Origin of the sequence: uncultured Clostridium sp. (assembly GCF_963527835.1) — a bacterium.
Taxonomy (GTDB): Bacteria; Bacillota; Clostridia; order Clostridiales; family Clostridiaceae; genus Clostridium.
Map to the genome: position 1 here is coordinate 32,146 of NZ_CAURTC010000029.1, position 18,966 is coordinate 51,111.

The window sequence follows — 18,966 nt, forward strand, 5'->3', positions numbered from 1 at the left end:
TTAATAAATCATTGTCCCGATACCTTCATTTGAAAATAATTCTAGAATAAGTGAGTGGGGAACACGCCCATCAATTATATGCGTTCTTTCAACACCCATTCGTATTGCCTCAACGCAGCAATCAATCTTAGGAATCATTCCACCGTGAATGATTCCTTCTAAATAAAGCTTAGGAATTTGATGTAATCTAAGTACATTAAGTAGGGAAGTGATATCTCCTGGATTAGTAAGTACACCAGGAACATCTGTAAGTAATATTAATTTTTCAGCATTTAATGCAGAAGAAATTTTTGAAGCACATATATCAGCATTTATGTTATATGCTTTATTGTCATCTTCACCTAAAGCAACACTTCCTACAACAGGGATATATCCAGCATTTAATGCTGTTTTTAATATATTAGTATCTACCCTTGTTATTTCACCAACATATCCTAAGTCAATATCTTTTTCTATTTTTTTAGCTCTTATAAGAGATCCGTCCATACCACAAAGTCCAATAGCTTTGCCGCCAAACGTTTCAATTAAAGAAACTAGATTTTTGTTTACCTTACCGCCTAATACCATTTGAACTATTTCCATTGTATTTTCATCCGTATATCTCAAGCCATTTATAAATTTACTTTTTTTACCCAACTTATCTAAGAAATCTGAAATATCAGGGCCACCCCCATGAACTATAACTGGATCTATACCAACGCATTTCATTAAAATTATATCGTTTATAACAGTTTCTCTTAACTCATCACTTATCATTGCATTTCCACCATATTTAACAACTATTGTTTTACCATAATATTTTTGAATATAAGGTAATGCATTTACCAATATTTTAGCTCTTTCATTATGATTCACTTAGAATCGCCCCCTAATAGCAATATCTTAAATTAACTTCTATATTCACCATTTATTTTTACATAATCATAACTTAGGTCACATCCCCAAACACATGCATTAAATTCACCTAAAAATAAATCTACTTTAATGATAATTTCATCTTGTAATAAAATTTCTCGTGCTTTTCCTTCATCAAAAGGTAAAGAAGAGCCATTTTCACAAACCTTTATAGCCCCAGATGAACTTTCAAAATAAACATCTACTTCTTCAGGATTGAAATCGACTTTTGCATATCCAAGAGAACATAAAATTCTTCCCCAATTAGCGTCGCTACCGAAAATAGCTGTTTTAACTAAATTAGAATTAATTACACTTTTACCAAGCTTTACAGCATCTTCTTCAGTAGATGCACCTAATATTCTACACTCTATTAATTTAGTAGCACCTTCACCATCTTTAGCTATTTTTTTTGCAAGTTTTATGTTTAAGTCATTTAATGCTTTTAAAAAAAGAGTATAGTTCTCATCTTTCTCTTTAATAATTTTATTTTCAGATAGACCATTAGCTAAAATAAGAACCATATCATTAGTACTAGTGTCACCATCAACGCTTACTCTGTTATAACTTAAATTAACACTAGTTTTTAATGCTTCATCTAATAATTTAGGAGAAATATTTAAATCAGTAGTTATAAATGAAAGCATAGTACCCATGTTAGGTTCAATCATTCCAGAACCTTTCGCCATAGCAGCTAGAGTTACTTTTTTATCGTCAATATAAAATTCTAAAGCTAATTGTTTTTGAAAAGTATCAGTTGTCATGATTGCAGAAGCAGCATCATGATATCCTTCTTTAGATAAATTTTTTGTAAGAATAGGTATACCAGACTTTATTGCATCTATATTTAGTGGAACTCCAATTACGCCAGTAGAAGCAACTAAAACTTCAGTAGCTTTTATTTTTAATTCTTTTGCTTGAATAGTAGCAGTTTTTCTTGCTTTTTTTAATCCATCTTCACCATTGCATGTATTAGCATTACTACTATTAATTACAATTGCTCTTGCTTTTTTATTAGATAAATGTTCTTTAGTTATATAAAGTGGTGCCCCTTTTACTTTATTTTTTGTATAAACCCCAGCTCCGTTAGCTTCAACTTCTGAATAAATTAAAGCCAAATCTTTTTTCATGGTACTTTTTTTTAATCCACAATGTATTCCAGAAGACCAAAACCCCTTAGGAGAAGTGACCCCTCCATCAATATAATTAAATTCCAATTTTATAACCCCCTTTTTTATTTGAACATGTTAAATGCTTATAAGATTTTATTATTAGTCTATGATTTAGCATAGTGTTGATATATGCATAAGCAAAGTGGACTGAGTAATTGAACTTAGGAATACTAAAATGTCTATAGTCCCATTTTAGCTTGCTCTTAATATAAAATTAAGACAAGCAGTAAATGTGACAATAGGCATTAAGAATTCTCAAAGCCCAATTACAATGCCACTTTACCTATTGCATATATAAACATATAATTAAAACAAATATTATATTAAATCATAATTAATTTATTAAAATGCTGGTGAAATTAAGTTTAATCCTTCATTTTCTTTAAAGCTTAAAACAATATTCATGTTTTGAATGGCTTGTCCAGCAGCCCCTTTGATCATATTATCTATTGCGCTTACAATTATTATTTGATCTTTTCTATGATTTAAATGAAGTGAAATATGACAATTGTTCGATAACCTGACGTTTTTTATTGAAGCAATTTCGCCTAAAGGTAAAACTTTAACGAATTGTTCATTTTCATAAAAACTAGTATATGTTTCATAAATTTCATTAAGGTCTATTTTTTCTTTAGGAGTACAATATATTGTAGATATTATTCCACGATTTATTGGAAGTAGGTGAGGTGTAAAGGTAACAGTGACTTTAGTTTGAGCAATAGTTGAAAGTATTTCTTCTATTTCAGGAGTGTGTCTGTGCTCTCCAATTTTATAGGGTGAAAAATTCTCATTTTCTTCAGGGAAATGTGTATTTAAACTTAGCGATCTTCCAGATCCTGTAGTACCAGATTTTGAATCACAAATTATTCTTTTGGGTTCAATTAGAGAACTTTTTAATAAAGGCATTAAGCCAAGTTCTATACTTGTTGGATAGCACCCAGGATTAGCAATTAATGAAGAAGTTCTGATTTTTTCTTTATTTAATTCAGGAAGTCCATAAACACTTTTTTTATGAAGCTCAGGATTAGAAAATTTTTTTCCATACCAATATTTATATTCATCTTCATTACTTAATCTAAAATCTGCCCCCATATCAATACAAATCTTATTCTTTTCTATTATTATTTTTGCTATATTTTCACTTAATCCATGAGGTAATGCTGTAAATATAACATCACTTATTCCAATAACTTCATCCATATTTGTACATACTAAATTAGTTTTACCTAAAAAATTTTTATATATTGTATCAATTTCTTGTCCATCAAAAGAAACGGAGCTTATAGCTCCAATTTCTATTTTTGAATGATTCAATAATAATCTTAACAATTCAACACCAACGTACCCAGTTGCCCCAATTATTCCAACTTTAATCATAGATTTCGTTCACTTTAAATTGGTGTATAAATTTTTCTAGTTCTTTTATTTGAAATTTTACTGATTCGCTAGAGGGGCCACCTATAACTTTTCTCTCTTCAACACAAGTATATAAATCTATAGCTTTATATACATCTTCTTCAAAAATAGGAGAGTAGTCTTTTAATTCATTAAGAGTTAAGTCTTCAATCATTTTATTATCTTTTATGCATTGAAGAACTATTTGTCCTACTATTCCATGAGCATCTCTAAAAGCAGATCCTTTTTTAACAAGATAATCAGCTAAATCAGTTGCATTAGTAAAACCGAGTGCTGAACTTTTTCTCATATTATCTTTATTTACTTTCATTGTTTTAATCATTCCAGCAAAGGTTTTTAGTGATAAAGTAACTGTATCTAAAGCATCAAATAATGCTTCTTTATCTTCTTGCATATCTTTGTTATAAGCTAAAGGAATACCTTTCATTACAGTTAAAAGTGTTATAAGATCACCATAAACTCTCCCAGTTTTACCTCTTATTAATTCAGCAACATCTGGATTCTTTTTTTGAGGCATTATACTACTTCCAGTACTATAACCATCATCAAGTTCAATAAAATTAAATTCACCTGTACACCAAAGAATAATTTCTTCAGAAAATCTAGATAAATGCATCATAATCAAGGAAAGTGCAGATAAAGTTTCAATTACATAATCTCTATCTGAAACAGAGTCTAAACTATTTAATGTAATTTTAGAAAACCCAAGATTTTTTGCAACCATGTTTCTATCAATCGGATAAGTAGAAGTAGCCAAAGCTCCGCTACCTAAAGGCATTTCATCAGTTCTTTTATAGGCGTCACTTATTCTACCAATATCTCTTTTAAACATTTCAGCATATGCTAAAAGATGATGAGATAGTGTGACTGGTTGTGCCTTTTGCATGTGAGTATATCCTGGCATGATAGTTTTTATATGTTCCTCAGATTTTTCTAATAAAACTTCTTCTAAATATAAAATATCTTTTTTTAAGTTTACTAATGCTTTTTTTAGATATAATCTTAAATCTAATGTCACTTGATCATTTCTACTTCTTGCAGTGTGAAGCATTTTTCCATATTCACCAATATAATATGTTAAAGTACTTTCTACAAAGCTATGAATATCTTCAGAGGTTAAATCTACAGAAATAACATCGTTATCCATTCTTTTTAAAATTTCTAAAAGTCCTGATGTAATCTTCAAGCTAGCTTCTTCTGAGATTATTTTTTGTTCTCCAAGCATTGCAGCATGAGCTAAACTTCCCTCAATATCTTCTTTATACATTCTTGAATCTATATTTATAGACGAATTAAAATCATTAACTAATTTATTAGTACCTTTTTTAAATCGTCCACCCCAAAGCTTCATAATTAATTATCTTCTTTCTTTAATGATTGAATCATTTTTGCATTAACAACACTAGGAAGACCATACAATGTTATAAATCCTGCTGCATCATTTTGATTATAAACTGCATCTTCACCGAAAGTAGCATATTCTTCACTGTATAAAGAGTAAGGAGAAGTCATACCTGCATTAACAATATTTCCTTTATATAGCTTTAATTTAATTTCTCCAGTTACTGTTTCTTGTGTTTTTTTAACAAATTCAGATAATGCTTCTCTAAGAGGAGTAAACCAAAGACCGTTATAAACTAAATCTGCAAATTTTAATGAAATTTGTTCTTTATAATGAGAAGTTTCTTTATCTAAACAAAGTTCCTCTAAATCTTTATGTGCTTTATAAAGAATAGTACCACCAGGAGTTTCATATACACCCCTTGATTTCATACCAACAAGTCTATTTTCAACCATATCTGTTATACCAATAGCATTTTTTCCACCAATTTTGTTTAACTCTTCTAATAAAGCAACAGCATTCATTTTTTCTCCATTTAATGCAACTGCATTACCTTTTTCAAAGGTTAAGGTAATATATGTTGGTTGATTAGGTGCTTTTTCTAAAGAATTAGAAAGCTCTAAAATTTCATCATATTTAGGTTCATTTTTTGGGTCTTCTAAATCTAATCCTTCATGACTTAAGTGCCATATGTTTTTATCTTTACTGTAATTAGTTTCATGATTTATTTTTATAGGAACATTTTTTGCTTCTGCATAAGCAATTTCCTCTTCTCTTGACTTAATATCCCAAGTTCTCCAAGGTGCAATTATTTTCATATTTGGATCAAAGGCCTTAACAGCCAATTCAAATCTTACTTGATCATTTCCTTTTCCTGTACAACCGTGGCATATTGCATCTGCACCTTCAGCTTTTGCTATTTCTACTAATCTCTTTCCTATTAGTGGTCTAGCGAAAGAAGTACCAAGAAGATATTTTCCTTCATATATAGCTCCAGCTTGAATAGTAGGGAAGATATAATCTTCAACAAATTCTTTAGTTAAATCTTCTATATATAATTTTGATGCCCCAGTTTTTATTGCTTTTTCTTCTAATCCATCTAATTCATCTTTTTGCCCAACATTTCCGCAGACTGCGATAACTTCACAGTTATAATTTTCCTTAAGCCAAGGAATAATTATAGAAGTATCTAATCCTCCAGAATATGCTAAAACAACTTTATTTAATTTACTCATTTTAAAGCCCCCTTATATTTACTATATTATGATTTAAAATAGATGTGGTGTTATGTTTAAAATATTAATAATTACAAAAAATATTTTGTGTTCAATATTTAAATATCAGCAGGTATTTAAATCATAACTAAATTAATTTAATATATATTTAAAATATTATTTATAATTATACAATTATATGAATAAATAATCAATACAAAATTAATATAATTTGTATATTAAATGAAAAAATAGATTTTAGATGATTATGTTAATAGTAAAAAAATAAAAAATAATTATTTAAAACATATATTAATAGTGATAAAATTGATTAAATGATAAAAAATAAGCAAAATCAGATAAGAATTTACTATAAAATATTTAATTCAACAGAATTGTACAAGAAAAAATATACATTATAATATGCATAAATATTATTCGGATATGAAAATTTAATAAACTAAAATATGATATATTAAATAGAAAAATAGAATTATAAGTGAACGTAAAAAAGGAATGTCAAAAAGTGAATGTCCAAATTTTATATTTGGAAACATGAACTTTCACACAGTGCATTTTATATTTAGAAATACGAACTTTCACACAGCACATTTTATATTTGGAAATACGAACATTACTTTTAGATATTTTATATTTAGAAGTATGGAATTTTTATGCACTCATTTTATATAAAAAAGGCTATGTTTTAAGATTATATCTATATATGCAATAGGCAAAGGGAAATTGTAATTGAAGTAATTCATTTCAGTGTTATTAAATCCAATTACTCTAACGAGATTTACTTATGCAAATATTAACATCTGTCTCTAAAACATAGCTGATTTTTAAATGATAAAAAAGAGAATAAAAAAAAGCGAGGTAATTAACCTCGCTTAAGATTTCTATTTCATAGAATCAGCAGATCCTAAGATATTATCAATCTTTGATTCAACAACTTCTTGAATTGCAGTTCTTGCAGCACCAAGATAAGCTCTTGGATCGAAAACTTCTGGTTTTTCTCCGAAAGTTTTTCTTATAGCAGCAGTCATAGCTAATCTTAAGTCTGTATCCATATTGATTTTACATACAGCCATTGAAGAAGCTTTTCTTAACATATCAACTGGAATACCTTTAGCGTTTGCTATTTTTCCACCGAATTCATTACAAGTTGCAACTGTGTTAGCATCAACAGCTGATGCACCATGAAGAACGATTGGGTAACCAGGTAATTTAGCTTGGATTTCTTCTAATATGTTGAACTTTAATTCTGGTTTAGCATCTGGTGGGAATTTAACAGCTCCGTGTGAAGTTCCGATAGCGATAGCTAATGAATCAACACCTGTTCTGTTAACGAAATCAACAGCTTGCTCTGGATCAGTATAAACATGAGAATCAGCAACAACGTCATCTTCAACTCCTGCTAATACTCCAAGTTCAGCTTCAACAACAACTCCTCTAGCGTGAGCGTAGTCTACAACTTCCTTTGTTTTTTTAACATTTTCTTCATAATCAAAATGAGATCCGTCAAACATTACTGATGTGAAACCAGCATCTATAACTTCCTTAACAGCTTCAAAACTTGGACCGTGATCTAAGTGAAGAGCAACGTCTACTCCAGTTTCAGCTATAGCAGCATCTACCATTGCTTTTAAGTATTTAGCTCCAGCATATTTAATTGCTCCAGTTGAACATTGAAGAATTACTGCTGAATTTCTAGCTTTTGCTCCATTAACAACACCTTGAATTATTTCCATATCGTTGATGTTGAAAGCACCGATAGAATATCCACCTTCGTAAGCTTTTTTAAACATTTCTTTTGTAGTAACTAATGCCATATTAATTGTACCACCTTTCAAATTTTCAAATTATGGTTTACGATTAAAGTTAATCGTACAAAACAATTATAAACTATACTGCTTGTATTTTCTACATTTAACGAGTTAAAATTAAAAAAAACATCATATATATAGTGTTTTATGGAATATATTTTAATTACTATAATTAATTTACATAATAATTATAACTTTATAAAACATTTTTTAGATTAGGAATCTGTAATTTTCTCATGTTTCTAGAATTATATTTTAATGCATGCAAGATAGCATTTGCTTCAGATACATCATTGTGAGATAAATATACTGAAAGTTTTGCTGAATCAATAACAAGTATATCTACTTCTTGATGACTAACATATACAGAAGTTATAAAATTTTTGTTTTGAATCATATCCATTAATTCTATTGATTTTATATAGGCATCTTCATTTTTGCCTTCAATAATGTTAAGTTCTATTTCTTGTGTAACATTTTCAATGTTATCGCATAACTTTAATATTGAGACATTAGCAAAATAAACAAATATCATTATAAAAAGAAAAAGTAGTATTGAAGCTCTAACATTCTTCATTAGTTACCCTCCTCATCATAATCATTATAAAGTTGATATTTAAAATTGCCTTCAGTATCATACATAGCTATAAGAACATCCTTAATTGAATTTATATTATGATTTTTAAGGACATTAAGGATCCATTCTTTATCTTTTTTCATGCTTGTTAAAGCATTATTATTTATTTTTCCATCTGATACCAATATTTTGGGTAATTTTACATCTTTTGTTTTAGCAGTGTTGTCACTAGATTTTGATTGAGACTGTGAATTGTAATCCTTAGGCAATATTGATAATTGCCCACCATTTTCTAAAATAGCACATTGTATTTCGTCAAGATTAAAATAATTTGCAATTCGTAATTCTTCTAATAATTCGTCTATATTTAATTGTTGCTTTTTTAGTGCAAGATAGTTTATTTTCCCGTTATATATTAATATGGTTGGTTCACCATCAATAATTTTTCTAGCACGTTGGGATTTTAAGTCTATTACACTAAGCATAGTTTTTAAAAATAGCAGTGTAACAATAGGAATTATACCAAGCAATAATGGAAGCCTAGAATCTTGCATTGGTAAAGCTGCTAAATCAGAAATCATAATAGTTATTACAAATTCATAAGGTTCAAGTTCACCAATTTGACGCTTTCCCATTAAACGCATTACGACAACTACTAAAGAATATAAAATTGCAGTTCTAATAAAAACAATAAACATATTAAATACACCTCGCATAAATAATATTTGTAATATTTCGTTAGAATATGCAAAATAAAAAATAAATTTATCTTTTTATGGGAAGTTAGATATAATATAATATAGAAATTAACATTCTGGGGAGGATATAATTAATGAATTCAATAGTTTATAATATTAATAATAAAGAACAAAATTCTACGAATACTTTTTATGATATATTATCTAAAAATATAGTAGAGATTAAGAATATAGCATTATGTAAACTAAATGGGAAATATCATGAATTAAGAGATATTATTAATGAATGTGGGAAGATAGAAATAATAACATTTAACACAGAAATGGGCTTAAATATATATACAAGAACTTTACAATTCATATTTATTAAAGCTACGTTAGATTTATTTCCAAATTCAAAAATTAAGATAGAGCATTCAATTAGTAAAGGGTTATTTGGAGAGATAATTAAAGATGAGCCTTTAAATGAAAAAGATATAAAATTAATTAAAGAAAAAATGAAAGAAATTATAACTAAAAATGTGCTAATAAATAGTATAAGAATTTCTAAAGATGAGGCTATTAACATATTCGACAAATATGAAATGGAAGATAAAGTTCTGCTTTTGGAAAATTCTAATCTTAATGAAGTAAGATTATATGAATTAGAAGGTAGGTATGATTATTTTTATGGTCAAATGGCATATTCAACAGGTGTTATAAAAGCTTTTGACTTAATCTATTATGAATCAGGATTTATATTAAGAAGTCCTGAAAAAGAAAATTTAAATGAATTACCACAACATAAAGAAGAAAGAAAATTAAGAAATATATTTTTAGAAACAGAAAAATGGCTTAGCATATTAGATATTGGAGAAGTAGGAACTTTGAATGAAAAACTTTCTAGTAATGAAGCGCAAAGTTTAATTTTAACTTCAGAAGCTCTACATGAAAAGAAGATAGCTAATATAGCAGATCAAATAGCTAGCAAAAAGGATGTAAAAATAGTTCTTATTGCAGGCCCATCATCTTCAGGAAAAACTACATTTGCAAATAGACTTGCAATACAACTTAAAGTTAATGGATTAGTACCTCAATCTCTGTCATTAGATGATTATTTTGTGGAAAGAGTAAATACACCTAGGGATGAAAATGGTGATTATGATTATGAATCTATTTATGCACTAGATTTAGAACTAATTAATAAATCACTTACAGCTTTAATGAATGGCGAAGTTGTTGATATTCCTACTTATAATTTCTTCACAGGAAAGAGAGAATGGAATGGAAACAAAATAAGATTACATGAAAATGGAGTATTAATATTAGAAGGAATCCATGGATTAAATCCCATATTAACATCAAGAATTGATCAGAGCAAAATTTTTAAAGTATATATTTCAGCATTAACTCAATTAAATTTAGATAATCATAATAGAATATCAACAACAGATGTTAGAAAAATTAGAAGAATAGTTAGAGATTCATTAAGTAGAGGTCATGATGCAGAAGCAACACTTAAAATGTGGCCATCAATAAAAAAAGGTGAAAAAAATAATATATTTGTTTATCAAGATCAAGCTGATGCAATGTTTAATTCAACATTGGTATATGAATTAGGATTATTAAAACCACATGCATTAAAAGAATTAAACAAAATTAAAGAAGATAGTCCAGTATATGCAGAAGCCGCAAGACTAAAATCAATATTAAATTTTTTTAAAGAAGTAGATTCATCTTATGTACCTATGAATTCAATACTTAGAGAATTTATAGGTGGAAGTTGCTTCTATGAATATTAAATATAATATTTCTATAAGATATGTTTTAAAGTTTAAAACATATCTTTTTTCTTACCCCTTGACTATGTTACTTAAATTATGCATTCTATATAAGGACAATAAAATGAATTTTAATATTTACAAATAAATTTTTAAATAAAAGTATCTGTTTTTAATATGTGTTGATATGTTTTATCCACCCAGCTTTACTTATACATATATCAACATTATGTCACACAACAGTGGAATAAAAGTTTAATGAAAGGGGGCATTTAGCTAAGATTTATTATATTTAGCTAGATAATGTTTATGAAAAGTTTAGGAGTTTTTGATATTTTAGGCCCAATAATGATAGGACCATCTAGTTCCCATACAGCTGGAGCTGCAAGACTTGGAAAGATTGCAAGAATAATAGCGGGTAATGAAATAAAGAAAGTAACATTTTTATTACATGGCTCTTTTGGTAAAACATATAAAGGGCATGGAACGGATAGAGCTTTAGTCGCTGGAATTTTAGGTATGGAACCAAGTGATGAAAGACTTAGAGAGTCTATGGAAATAGCAAGAGAAAGAGGAATGAATTTTTTATTTAAGGAGGCTGATTTGGGGGGTGTACATCCTAATACAGTTAAATTTTTAATGAACACAGCAAATGGTGATTATTGTGAAGTAGTTGGATCATCTATTGGTGGTGGAAATATTCAAATTTCTGAAGTTAACGGTAATCCAGTTGAGTTTACTGGAAATTATGAAACTTTAATAGTTTCTCAAAGAGATTTACCAGGAGTTATACATAGTGTAACTAGTATTTTATCAAAGGAAAATATAAATGTAGCTTTCATGAAAGTTTTTAGAAATCACAAAGGTAAAGATGCTACAATGATTTTTGAAATGGATAATAAAGTTAGTGAAAAAGCTATAAAAGAAATAGAAAAGCTAGAGTCAGTACATAGAGTTATTTCAATAAGTCCAGCAAAGGAAGGTGAGTAAAAAATGCTTGCAAGAACAGGAGAAGAATTATTAAAAATTTGTAAGGAAAATAATATATCTTTAAGTGAATATGCAATAAGATGTGAAGTTGAAGAAAAAGGTTTAACAAGAGAAGAAGTAATGGAAAAAATGAGAAAAAATTTAAATGTTATGATGGCTGCAGCAAAGGAAGGAACAGAAAAAGAAGTATATTCTGTTAGTGGTCTTATTGGTGGAGATGGACATAAGTTATATGAGTATTCAAAATCAAAAAAAACATTGACTGGTAGAGCAACTACAATAGCTATGGCAATGGCACTTGCTTCATCAGAAGTAAATGCATCTATGGGGAAAGTAGTAGCGTGTCCTACAGCTGGATCATGTGGAATACTTCCAGCAGTTATTTTAGCAGCAGGGGAAGTCCTTGAATTAAATGAAGATGAACTTATAAAAGGATTATTAGCAGCAGCAGCAGTGGGAATTATTATAGGACTTAATGCAACGTTATCTGGAGCAGAAGGAGGTTGTCAAGCTGAGTGTGGTTCAGCATCAGCCATGGGAGCGGCAGCTGTTGTAGAAATGATGGGGGGAACTCCAAAGATGAGCCTAGATGCAGGCTCTATAATACTTCAAAATATATTAGGACTAGTATGTGATCCTGTTGCAGGATTAGTTGAAATACCGTGTGCAAAAAGAAATGCTCAAGGAGCAATAACGGCACTTTGTACTGCAGATATGGTTATGGCAGGTATTGAAGCTAAAATACCATTTGATGAAGCTGTAATTGCTATGTACAAAGTTGGAAAAAGCTTACCATCAGCATTAAGAGAAACTGCAATGGGCGGAATAGCAACAACACCTACTGGATTAAGACTTAAAAAGCAAGTTTTTGGTGAAGAGTAGACGGTGTAATATTACATATATAAATTAAAAAAACTAAATGAGGCAATTGAAAGATTAAACAATTTAGATGGATTTTCTTGATTTTTTTACATCAATGGTATAATCTAAATGTTATAGAAAACAAAATATTGAATTAATAACTAGGGGTGCTGATATATCAGCTGAGATTGGAAAAAATGATTTCCTAGACCCTTATAACCTGATTTGGCTAGTACCAACGGAGGGAAGGATAAATATAAGATAAAATAGTTTATATTATGTAGCCCTTGGGCTACATTTTTTTGGTTAAATATAGGTAATGAAGAGAGGATGAAGAAAAATGTTTAAAGCATTAACTATAGCAGGATCAGATAGTTGTGGAGGAGCTGGTATTCAAGCTGATTTAAAATCTTTTTCAGCTAATGGAGTATATGGAATGAGCGTTATTACAGCTATAACAGCGCAAAATACAATGGGGGTTTTTGGAATACAAGATATAAATCCAAAAATTATTGAATCACAAATAGATGTTATTTTTGATGATATTATTGTTGATGCAGTAAAGATAGGTATGGTTTCAAAAATTGAGTCTATAAAAGCTATATCAAAAAGTTTAAAAAAATTTTTAAATTTACCTAAGGTAGTTTTAGATCCTGTTATGATTTCTAAAAGTGGATTTAATTTATTATCTCCAGATGCTAAGGAAGCATTAATTGAAGAATTGTTTCCGTTAGCAACTTTAATAACTCCAAATCTTCCTGAAGCAGAAGAAATACTAGGAATGAAAATAAGTAATTTAGATGAAATGAAAGAAGCAGCTAAAAAATTACAGGAATTAGGTCCAAAGTATGTATTGGTTAAAGGGGGACATTTAAAAGATGATGCAACTGATTTACTACTTTATGAAGATGAATTTATTTGTCTTCCACAAAAAAGAATAAATACAGTTCATACTCATGGGACAGGTTGTACATTATCATCAGCAATTGCAGCAAATTTAGCTAAAGGATTAGATATTAAAGAGTCTGTCATAAATGCAAAGGAATATATAACAGGTGCAATAGAAAATGGATTTCCAATTGGAAAGGGTGTAGGACCAACTCATCATTTTTATAAATTCTATTAAAAGATATATTTTATTAGAGTGTTGATATATACATGAGCAAAGTTTAGTGAGCAATTGAAGTTAGGAATACTAAAATGACTATAGCACCATTATGATAACACTTTGCCTATTACATATATAAACACATATTTAGAATAAAATTTTATATTAAAATTTAAAGAATAATTTTAAGAAATATAATGTGATTAAGAAATGGAGATGTAAAATTAATGAGAAATAAAATATTAAATAATGTTGGAAGTTTATTAGAAGAGGTTAGAATTAAAAAACCATTAGTACATAGTATAACTAATTATATTACAGCTACAGATTGTGCAAATGTGATTTTAGCTGTTGGTGGTTCTCCTACTATGGCCGATTATGTTAAAGAAGTTGGGGAGATTGCAAGTATATCATCAGCTGTAGTTTTAAATATGGGAGTTATAAATGATGATATGTTAGATGTAATGATTATTGCAGGAAAGAGTGCCAACAAAAATAATATACCAGTTATTTTTGATCCAGTTGGAGCTGGTGTTGCTAATTTTAGGAATGAAACTGCAGCAAAGATATTAAGTGAAGTAAAGTTAGATATAATACGTGGTAATATTTCTGAAATTAAATTCATAAGTGGATTAAGCGCTGAAACAAAAGGCGTTGATGCTTCAGAAAGTGATATGAATATGAGTAATGATGAAAAAGTAATAGTAGCACAAGAATTAGCTAAAAAATTAAATTGTACTGTAGCAATTACAGGAGTGGATGATGTTATTTCAGATGGACAAAGAAATGTAATTTTATCAAATGGACACAAAATGCTTGCCAATGTTACAGGAACAGGATGCATGAGTAGTGCATTATGTGGGGCTTTTGCTGGAGCTAGTGAAGATTATTTTATAGCGGCGATATGCGCAGTTCTAACAATGAGTATAAGCGGTGAAATTGCATATGAAAAAGCTAGGGATATTGGAATTGGAACTTTCCATGTTTCTCTTATTGATGCTATTAGTATGATGAACGAAAATATTATAAAGGAAAAGGCTAAGGTAATAACAATTAATAACTAGTTATTAATACTTAATTATTCACAAAAATATTTTTAATAATTAGTTGTAGAATTGTATGTATTTTAGATAAAAACATTGAAAAGAACGATGTTATATTAAGAATTTAATTAAGAAATATAAAATAACTATTGCTAATTATAATATATATTAAACTTTACAAAGTATATTATTATTGAAATGAGGAGAGTTTATGAAAAATAAAATAGATTATAGCATTTATCTTGTTACAGATAGAGATTTAATGAGTACTAGTACTTTAGAAGAAGCAGTAGAAAAAGCGATACTTAGAGGAGCTACATTAGTTCAACTAAGAGAAAAAGAATGTTCATCACATGATTTTTATGAAACAGCATTAAAGATAAAAAAAATAACACAAAAACACAATATACCATTAATAATAAACGATAGAGTTGATATTGCTCTAGCAGTTGATGCAGATGGTATTCATATTGGACAAAGTGATTTGCCAGCAACTATTGTTAGAAAGATAATAGGAGAAGATAAAATAGTTGGAGTTTCAGCTGGTGATTTAGATGAAGCTTTAAAGGCACAAAAAGATGGTGCAGATTATATAGGGGTTGGAGCAATGTATTCAACTGGAACGAAGAAAGATGCAACATCAACAACTATGGATGAATTAAAAGAAATAATAAAAACAGTATCAATACCTGTAGTTGCAATAGGTGGAATAAATAAAGAACGAGTTAAAGATTTTAGAGAAATAAATATAGATGGACTAGCTATAGTGTCGGCGATTATAGCACAAAAAGATATTGAAAAAGCAACAAGAGAATTAAAAGAAGAATTTTCTAAAATTAAATAGTTTAAAACAATTCTCTATTGTTATTTTTATATATAAATTTTTATTATTACACAAGTAAAGAATAATTATTTTTAATATTCAAATAATAAAAATAAATAGGAGGTATGTATTGTATGAACAATTTTAACGAAAGTCAAACTAAAGAAAATTTAATGAGAGCATTTGCGGGAGAAAGTCAGGCAAGAAATAGGTATAACATTGCTGCATCAGTGGCTAAAAAAGAAGGATATTCTATTTTACAAGATTTATTTAACTATACAGCAAATCAAGAAAAAGCTCATGCAAAAGAATTTATGAAGAGATTAAAAGAATTTTCAGGAGAAGACATTACCATAACAGCAGCGTATCCAGCAGAAGTAGAAACAAGTACATTAGTTCTTTTAAGAGCAGCAGAAAAGCATGAAGCAGCTGAACATGATCATATTTATAGTGGTTTTGCAAAAATTGCACGAGAAGAAGGATTTGATGAGATTGGAACATTATTTGATAAAATAGCTTCAATCGAAAAAGTTCATTCTAATAGATTCAAAAAATATGCTGATGAATTAGAAAACGGTAATTTATTTAAGAAAATTAATAATGAACAATGGATGTGTACTAATTGTGGATATATTTATGAAGGAACAGAAGCACCAGATGTATGTCCTGTTTGTGTGCATCCTAAAGGATTTTTTATTCCATTCAAAAATTCACCTTTTGAATAAAGATTATTAAACTAAAGTAAAAGACTATTACATATTTACTGTTAATTGTAAAATGGTAATAGTCTTTTTTATTTGCAGAACAAGACAATTAAGATGAAGTTTTATTACATCCTAAAGAAATTAGAACAAAAGAATTTTTAGCAAATGTAGTATTAAACTAAGAGTTAATAGTAGTAACTTAAAAGTGCCTAATTGCTAAAAGAAAATTTAGAATATATAATAAATACAAGTTAAAAATAATAAAATTATTTGGAGGTATTACACATGGTAAAATATTAAGAAAGTTATAAATGAGTTGAATTAAGTTAAGCTGAAACTATAAGTAGCAGCAATATTTTATAATAAATTAACAATTAAGTAAGTTCTTATTCATTAGCATACTTTATAGAAGGAGATCGTGAGTGAAAAAGAAAAAAATTATAATTTATACTTTAATTATATTTATTGTAGGAGTATTAGGAGGAGTTTTAATTAACTCAAATCAAGGAGAAGTATTTAATATTCAAAATATATTTAAAAGTAATGATAAAAATCATAAAGAGATTGTATCAGGATATTCATTTGAAATAACAGAAAAAAATGTTATTAATAAAGAATTTGATGGTGATTATTTAAATAGTTTTGTAACTGTAGCTTTGCAACAAGAATACTTCTCAGTTAATCTAGAGGGAATAGATAGTGATAGTGAAGCATTTATAATTAATCCTAATACTGGAGATATGATGCCAATGGAATATAACAATAATACATTTTCTACTAATGTTAGTCTTGAAAATAATATAACTTATGGAATTATACTAGACTATAAGTTAGTAGGTGCTATTACAGTTGTTAATGATTTAAATAATATAGATAAAGATAAGTTGTTTAGAGACATATTAATAACATTAGGCTGTGGTTTATAGGAGGATTTTTTACAATGGAAAATATAAATTTTTTTATTGTCTTTATAGAAGGCATATTATCAATTTTTTCCCCATGTATATTACCAATATTACCTATATATTTAAGTATACTATCTAATAGTAGTATAGATGATATAAAGAAATCTAATTTTAGAAGTAGTGTTCTATTAAAAAATACCATATTCTTCACATTGGGGATTTCTACTACATTTTTTATATTAGGTTCATCTATAAAAGTGTTAAGTTCATTTTTTAATACTAATAAAAATACGATAATGATTGTTGGCGGATTAATAATAATAATTATGGGATTATTTTATTTAGGTATTATTAAATCAGAGCTTTTAAGTAGAGAAAAAAGATTTAATGTTAAGTCTAAAACTATGTCTCCAATTTCAGCATTTTTATTAGGGTTTACATTTAGCTTTGGGTGGACACCTTGTATTGGTCCAATATTAGCATCTGTACTTATTATGGCTTCGAGTTCAGAAAGCATTGTTACATCTAATTTACTTATATTAGTTTATACAATAGGATTTATTCTGCCATTCATAATAGCATCTCTATTTTATAAAAAACTATTTAAGAAATTTGATAATATGAAACAATATATGGAAATAATTAAAAAAATTAGTGGAGTTATTATTATTGCATCAGGTATAATAATGCTTATATCTGGATTTACTAATATAAATAAAGCTTTAGATATTAAAAATCAAAATTCATCTAAAAATAATGCAATTGTAAATCAAGAAAAAGAAGAGATTCAACAAGAAGAAAAAGAGGAAATTAAACAAGAAGATAAAGAAGAAGATAAAGATAAAATGATTCCAATAAACTTTACTTTGTATGATCAATATGGAAATAAACATACGTTGAGTGAATATAAAGGTAAAACTGTATTCTTAAACTTTTGGGCAACATGGTGCCCACCTTGTAGAGCTGAGATGCCTCATATGGAAGAGCTATACAATGAATATAATAAAAATCAAGATGATGTGGTAATACTTGGAGTTGCATCACCTAATTTGGGACGAGAAGGTTCAAAAGAACATATAGAAGAATTTTTAAAAGATGAAGGCCATACCTTCCCAGTTGTTTTTGATGAAAATGGAGATATGGTTTATGAGTATGGTATAAATGCTTTTCCAACAACATTCATCATAGATAAAGATGGATATATATCAAAGTATATACCAGGAGCGATGAATAAAAGTACTATGAAGAATATAATTGAAAGTGAAAGATAAAAATAACATTATCAAGTTAATATGATAGGTATAGATACATTAGGTTTAGGTGTCGGAAGAAATCATGGAATTATAGACGTTTATTTAGGAAAAAATAAAACGTATGCTATGGAAAATTTGGCTAATTTAGATAAGATACCTAAATAAAATTTTAAAGTATACTGTTTTCCAATGAAAATAGAAGGGCTACATGCATTTCCAGCAAGAATAGTAGTAGAATTTCAATTTAAATTGAGAAAAATAAATCAATGATAATTATGGGGCCGTTGCAAAAAAAAAAAAAAAAATATTTTTAATTAAAACACAAATATAAATTATTATTAAATGATATTAATAAATAATAGATAAATAAATTATAT

18 protein-coding genes and 1 riboswitch are annotated in these 18,966 nt (G+C 28.1%); of the genes, 10 read left to right on the plus strand and 8 right to left on the minus strand.

Annotated elements, in window-relative coordinates:
* The 8 genes from argB to RYM86_RS13440 all read right to left on the minus strand — a co-directional run bounded on the left by argB (position 1) and on the right by RYM86_RS13440 (position 9,142).
* A complete protein-coding gene (argB, locus tag RYM86_RS13405) occupies positions 1 to 855 on the minus strand; it encodes an acetylglutamate kinase (protein WP_315081083.1) in 855 nt (284 codons plus the stop codon).
* Between the two features lie 32 nt (positions 856 to 887).
* Positions 888 to 2,111 (minus strand): bifunctional glutamate N-acetyltransferase/amino-acid acetyltransferase ArgJ, encoded by a 1,224-nt coding sequence (gene argJ / locus RYM86_RS13410; RefSeq protein WP_315081085.1) that lies wholly within the window; start codon positions 2,109 to 2,111, stop codon positions 888 to 890.
* Between the two features lie 297 nt (positions 2,112 to 2,408).
* A complete protein-coding gene (argC, locus tag RYM86_RS13415) occupies positions 2,409 to 3,443 on the minus strand; it encodes an N-acetyl-gamma-glutamyl-phosphate reductase (RefSeq protein ID WP_315081086.1) in 1,035 nt (344 codons plus the stop codon).
* Entirely contained in the window at positions 3,436 to 4,833 is a 1,398-nt protein-coding gene (gene argH, locus RYM86_RS13420) for an argininosuccinate lyase (protein ID WP_315081087.1), read from the minus strand. Before argH ends, argC begins: the two co-directional genes overlap by 8 nt.
* Before the next feature lie 2 nt (positions 4,834 to 4,835).
* A complete protein-coding gene (locus tag RYM86_RS13425) occupies positions 4,836 to 6,059 on the minus strand; it encodes an argininosuccinate synthase (protein ID WP_315081088.1) in 1,224 nt (407 codons plus the stop codon).
* An 881-nt stretch (positions 6,060 to 6,940) separates the two neighbouring features.
* The gene (fba, locus tag RYM86_RS13430) at positions 6,941 to 7,873 is read right to left on the minus strand and encodes a class II fructose-1,6-bisphosphate aldolase (protein ID WP_315081089.1); all 933 of its coding nucleotides are present in this window, start codon (positions 7,871 to 7,873) and stop codon (positions 6,941 to 6,943) included.
* A 190-nt stretch (positions 7,874 to 8,063) separates the two neighbouring features.
* Positions 8,064 to 8,444, minus strand: coding sequence for a DUF4363 family protein (locus RYM86_RS13435; protein ID WP_315081090.1), 381 nt, complete (start codon positions 8,442 to 8,444; stop codon positions 8,064 to 8,066).
* Complete coding sequence (locus tag RYM86_RS13440) at positions 8,444 to 9,142, minus strand: DUF421 domain-containing protein (protein ID WP_315081091.1); 699 nt, start codon at positions 9,140 to 9,142, stop codon at positions 8,444 to 8,446. Before RYM86_RS13440 ends, RYM86_RS13435 begins: the two co-directional genes overlap by 1 nt.
* Positions 9,143 to 9,276: 134 nt before the next feature.
* On the opposite strand from RYM86_RS13440, the gene RYM86_RS13445 reads away from it, so the two are divergent.
* The 10 genes from RYM86_RS13445 (at position 9,277) to RYM86_RS13490 (ending at position 18,754) form a co-directional block, all read left to right on the plus strand.
* Positions 9,277 to 10,923 carry a nucleoside kinase gene (locus tag RYM86_RS13445; RefSeq protein ID WP_315081092.1) on the plus strand — a complete coding sequence of 549 codons (1,647 nt, stop codon included), beginning with the start codon at positions 9,277 to 9,279 and terminating at the stop codon, positions 10,921 to 10,923.
* A gap of 288 nt (positions 10,924 to 11,211) precedes the next feature.
* A complete protein-coding gene (gene sdaAB, locus RYM86_RS13450; protein ID WP_315081094.1) occupies positions 11,212 to 11,892 on the plus strand; it encodes an L-serine ammonia-lyase, iron-sulfur-dependent subunit beta in 681 nt (226 codons plus the stop codon).
* Between the two features lie 3 nt (positions 11,893 to 11,895).
* Positions 11,896 to 12,774, plus strand: coding sequence for an L-serine ammonia-lyase, iron-sulfur-dependent, subunit alpha (sdaAA, locus tag RYM86_RS13455; protein WP_315081096.1), 879 nt, complete (start codon positions 11,896 to 11,898; stop codon positions 12,772 to 12,774).
* A gap of 132 nt (positions 12,775 to 12,906) precedes the next feature.
* Positions 12,907 to 13,018: riboswitch (TPP riboswitch) on the plus strand.
* A gap of 75 nt (positions 13,019 to 13,093) precedes the next feature.
* Positions 13,094 to 13,879 carry a bifunctional hydroxymethylpyrimidine kinase/phosphomethylpyrimidine kinase gene (gene thiD / locus RYM86_RS13460; RefSeq protein WP_315081097.1) on the plus strand — a complete coding sequence of 262 codons (786 nt, stop codon included), beginning with the start codon at positions 13,094 to 13,096 and terminating at the stop codon, positions 13,877 to 13,879.
* A 209-nt stretch (positions 13,880 to 14,088) separates the two neighbouring features.
* Complete coding sequence (thiM, locus tag RYM86_RS13465; protein ID WP_315081098.1) at positions 14,089 to 14,925, plus strand: hydroxyethylthiazole kinase; 837 nt, start codon at positions 14,089 to 14,091, stop codon at positions 14,923 to 14,925.
* Between the two features lie 190 nt (positions 14,926 to 15,115).
* A complete protein-coding gene (thiE, locus tag RYM86_RS13470) occupies positions 15,116 to 15,748 on the plus strand; it encodes a thiamine phosphate synthase (RefSeq protein WP_315081099.1) in 633 nt (210 codons plus the stop codon).
* A gap of 113 nt (positions 15,749 to 15,861) precedes the next feature.
* Positions 15,862 to 16,452 (plus strand): rubrerythrin, encoded by a 591-nt coding sequence (rbr, locus tag RYM86_RS13475; protein ID WP_315081101.1) that lies wholly within the window; start codon positions 15,862 to 15,864, stop codon positions 16,450 to 16,452.
* Positions 16,453 to 16,853: 401 nt separating this feature from the next.
* The gene (locus RYM86_RS13480) at positions 16,854 to 17,357 is read left to right on the plus strand and encodes a hypothetical protein (RefSeq protein ID WP_315081102.1); all 504 of its coding nucleotides are present in this window, start codon (positions 16,854 to 16,856) and stop codon (positions 17,355 to 17,357) included.
* 14 nt (positions 17,358 to 17,371) lie between these two features.
* Entirely contained in the window at positions 17,372 to 18,607 is a 1,236-nt protein-coding gene (locus RYM86_RS13485; protein WP_315081103.1) for a cytochrome c biogenesis protein/redoxin, read from the plus strand.
* Between the two features lie 21 nt (positions 18,608 to 18,628).
* A complete protein-coding gene (locus RYM86_RS13490; RefSeq protein WP_315081105.1) occupies positions 18,629 to 18,754 on the plus strand; it encodes a hypothetical protein in 126 nt (41 codons plus the stop codon).
* The last annotated feature ends 212 nt before the right edge of the window (positions 18,755 to 18,966 follow it).

Coding starts and splice junctions, on each gene's coding strand:
- argC (WP_315081086.1), bottom strand. CDS start 3,443: ATGATTAAAGTTGGAATAATTGGGGCAACTGGGTACGTTGGTGTTGAA.
- argH (WP_315081087.1), bottom strand. CDS start 4,833: ATGAAGCTTTGGGGTGGACGATTTAAAAAAGGTACTAATAAATTAGTT.
- RYM86_RS13425 (WP_315081088.1), bottom strand. CDS start 6,059: ATGAGTAAATTAAATAAAGTTGTTTTAGCATATTCTGGAGGATTAGAT.
- fba (WP_315081089.1), bottom strand. CDS start 7,873: ATGGCATTAGTTACTACAAAAGAAATGTTTAAAAAAGCTTACGAAGGT.
- RYM86_RS13435 (WP_315081090.1), bottom strand. CDS start 8,444: ATGAAGAATGTTAGAGCTTCAATACTACTTTTTCTTTTTATAATGATA.
- RYM86_RS13440 (WP_315081091.1), bottom strand. CDS start 9,142: ATGTTTATTGTTTTTATTAGAACTGCAATTTTATATTCTTTAGTAGTT.
- RYM86_RS13445 (WP_315081092.1), top strand. CDS start 9,277: ATGAATTCAATAGTTTATAATATTAATAATAAAGAACAAAATTCTACG.
- sdaAB (WP_315081094.1), top strand. CDS start 11,212: ATGAAAAGTTTAGGAGTTTTTGATATTTTAGGCCCAATAATGATAGGA.
- sdaAA (WP_315081096.1), top strand. CDS start 11,896: ATGCTTGCAAGAACAGGAGAAGAATTATTAAAAATTTGTAAGGAAAAT.
- thiD (WP_315081097.1), top strand. CDS start 13,094: ATGTTTAAAGCATTAACTATAGCAGGATCAGATAGTTGTGGAGGAGCT.
- thiM (WP_315081098.1), top strand. CDS start 14,089: ATGAGAAATAAAATATTAAATAATGTTGGAAGTTTATTAGAAGAGGTT.
- thiE (WP_315081099.1), top strand. CDS start 15,116: ATGAAAAATAAAATAGATTATAGCATTTATCTTGTTACAGATAGAGAT.
- rbr (WP_315081101.1), top strand. CDS start 15,862: ATGAACAATTTTAACGAAAGTCAAACTAAAGAAAATTTAATGAGAGCA.
- RYM86_RS13485 (WP_315081103.1), top strand. CDS start 17,372: ATGGAAAATATAAATTTTTTTATTGTCTTTATAGAAGGCATATTATCA.
- RYM86_RS13490 (WP_315081105.1), top strand. CDS start 18,629: ATGATAGGTATAGATACATTAGGTTTAGGTGTCGGAAGAAATCATGGA.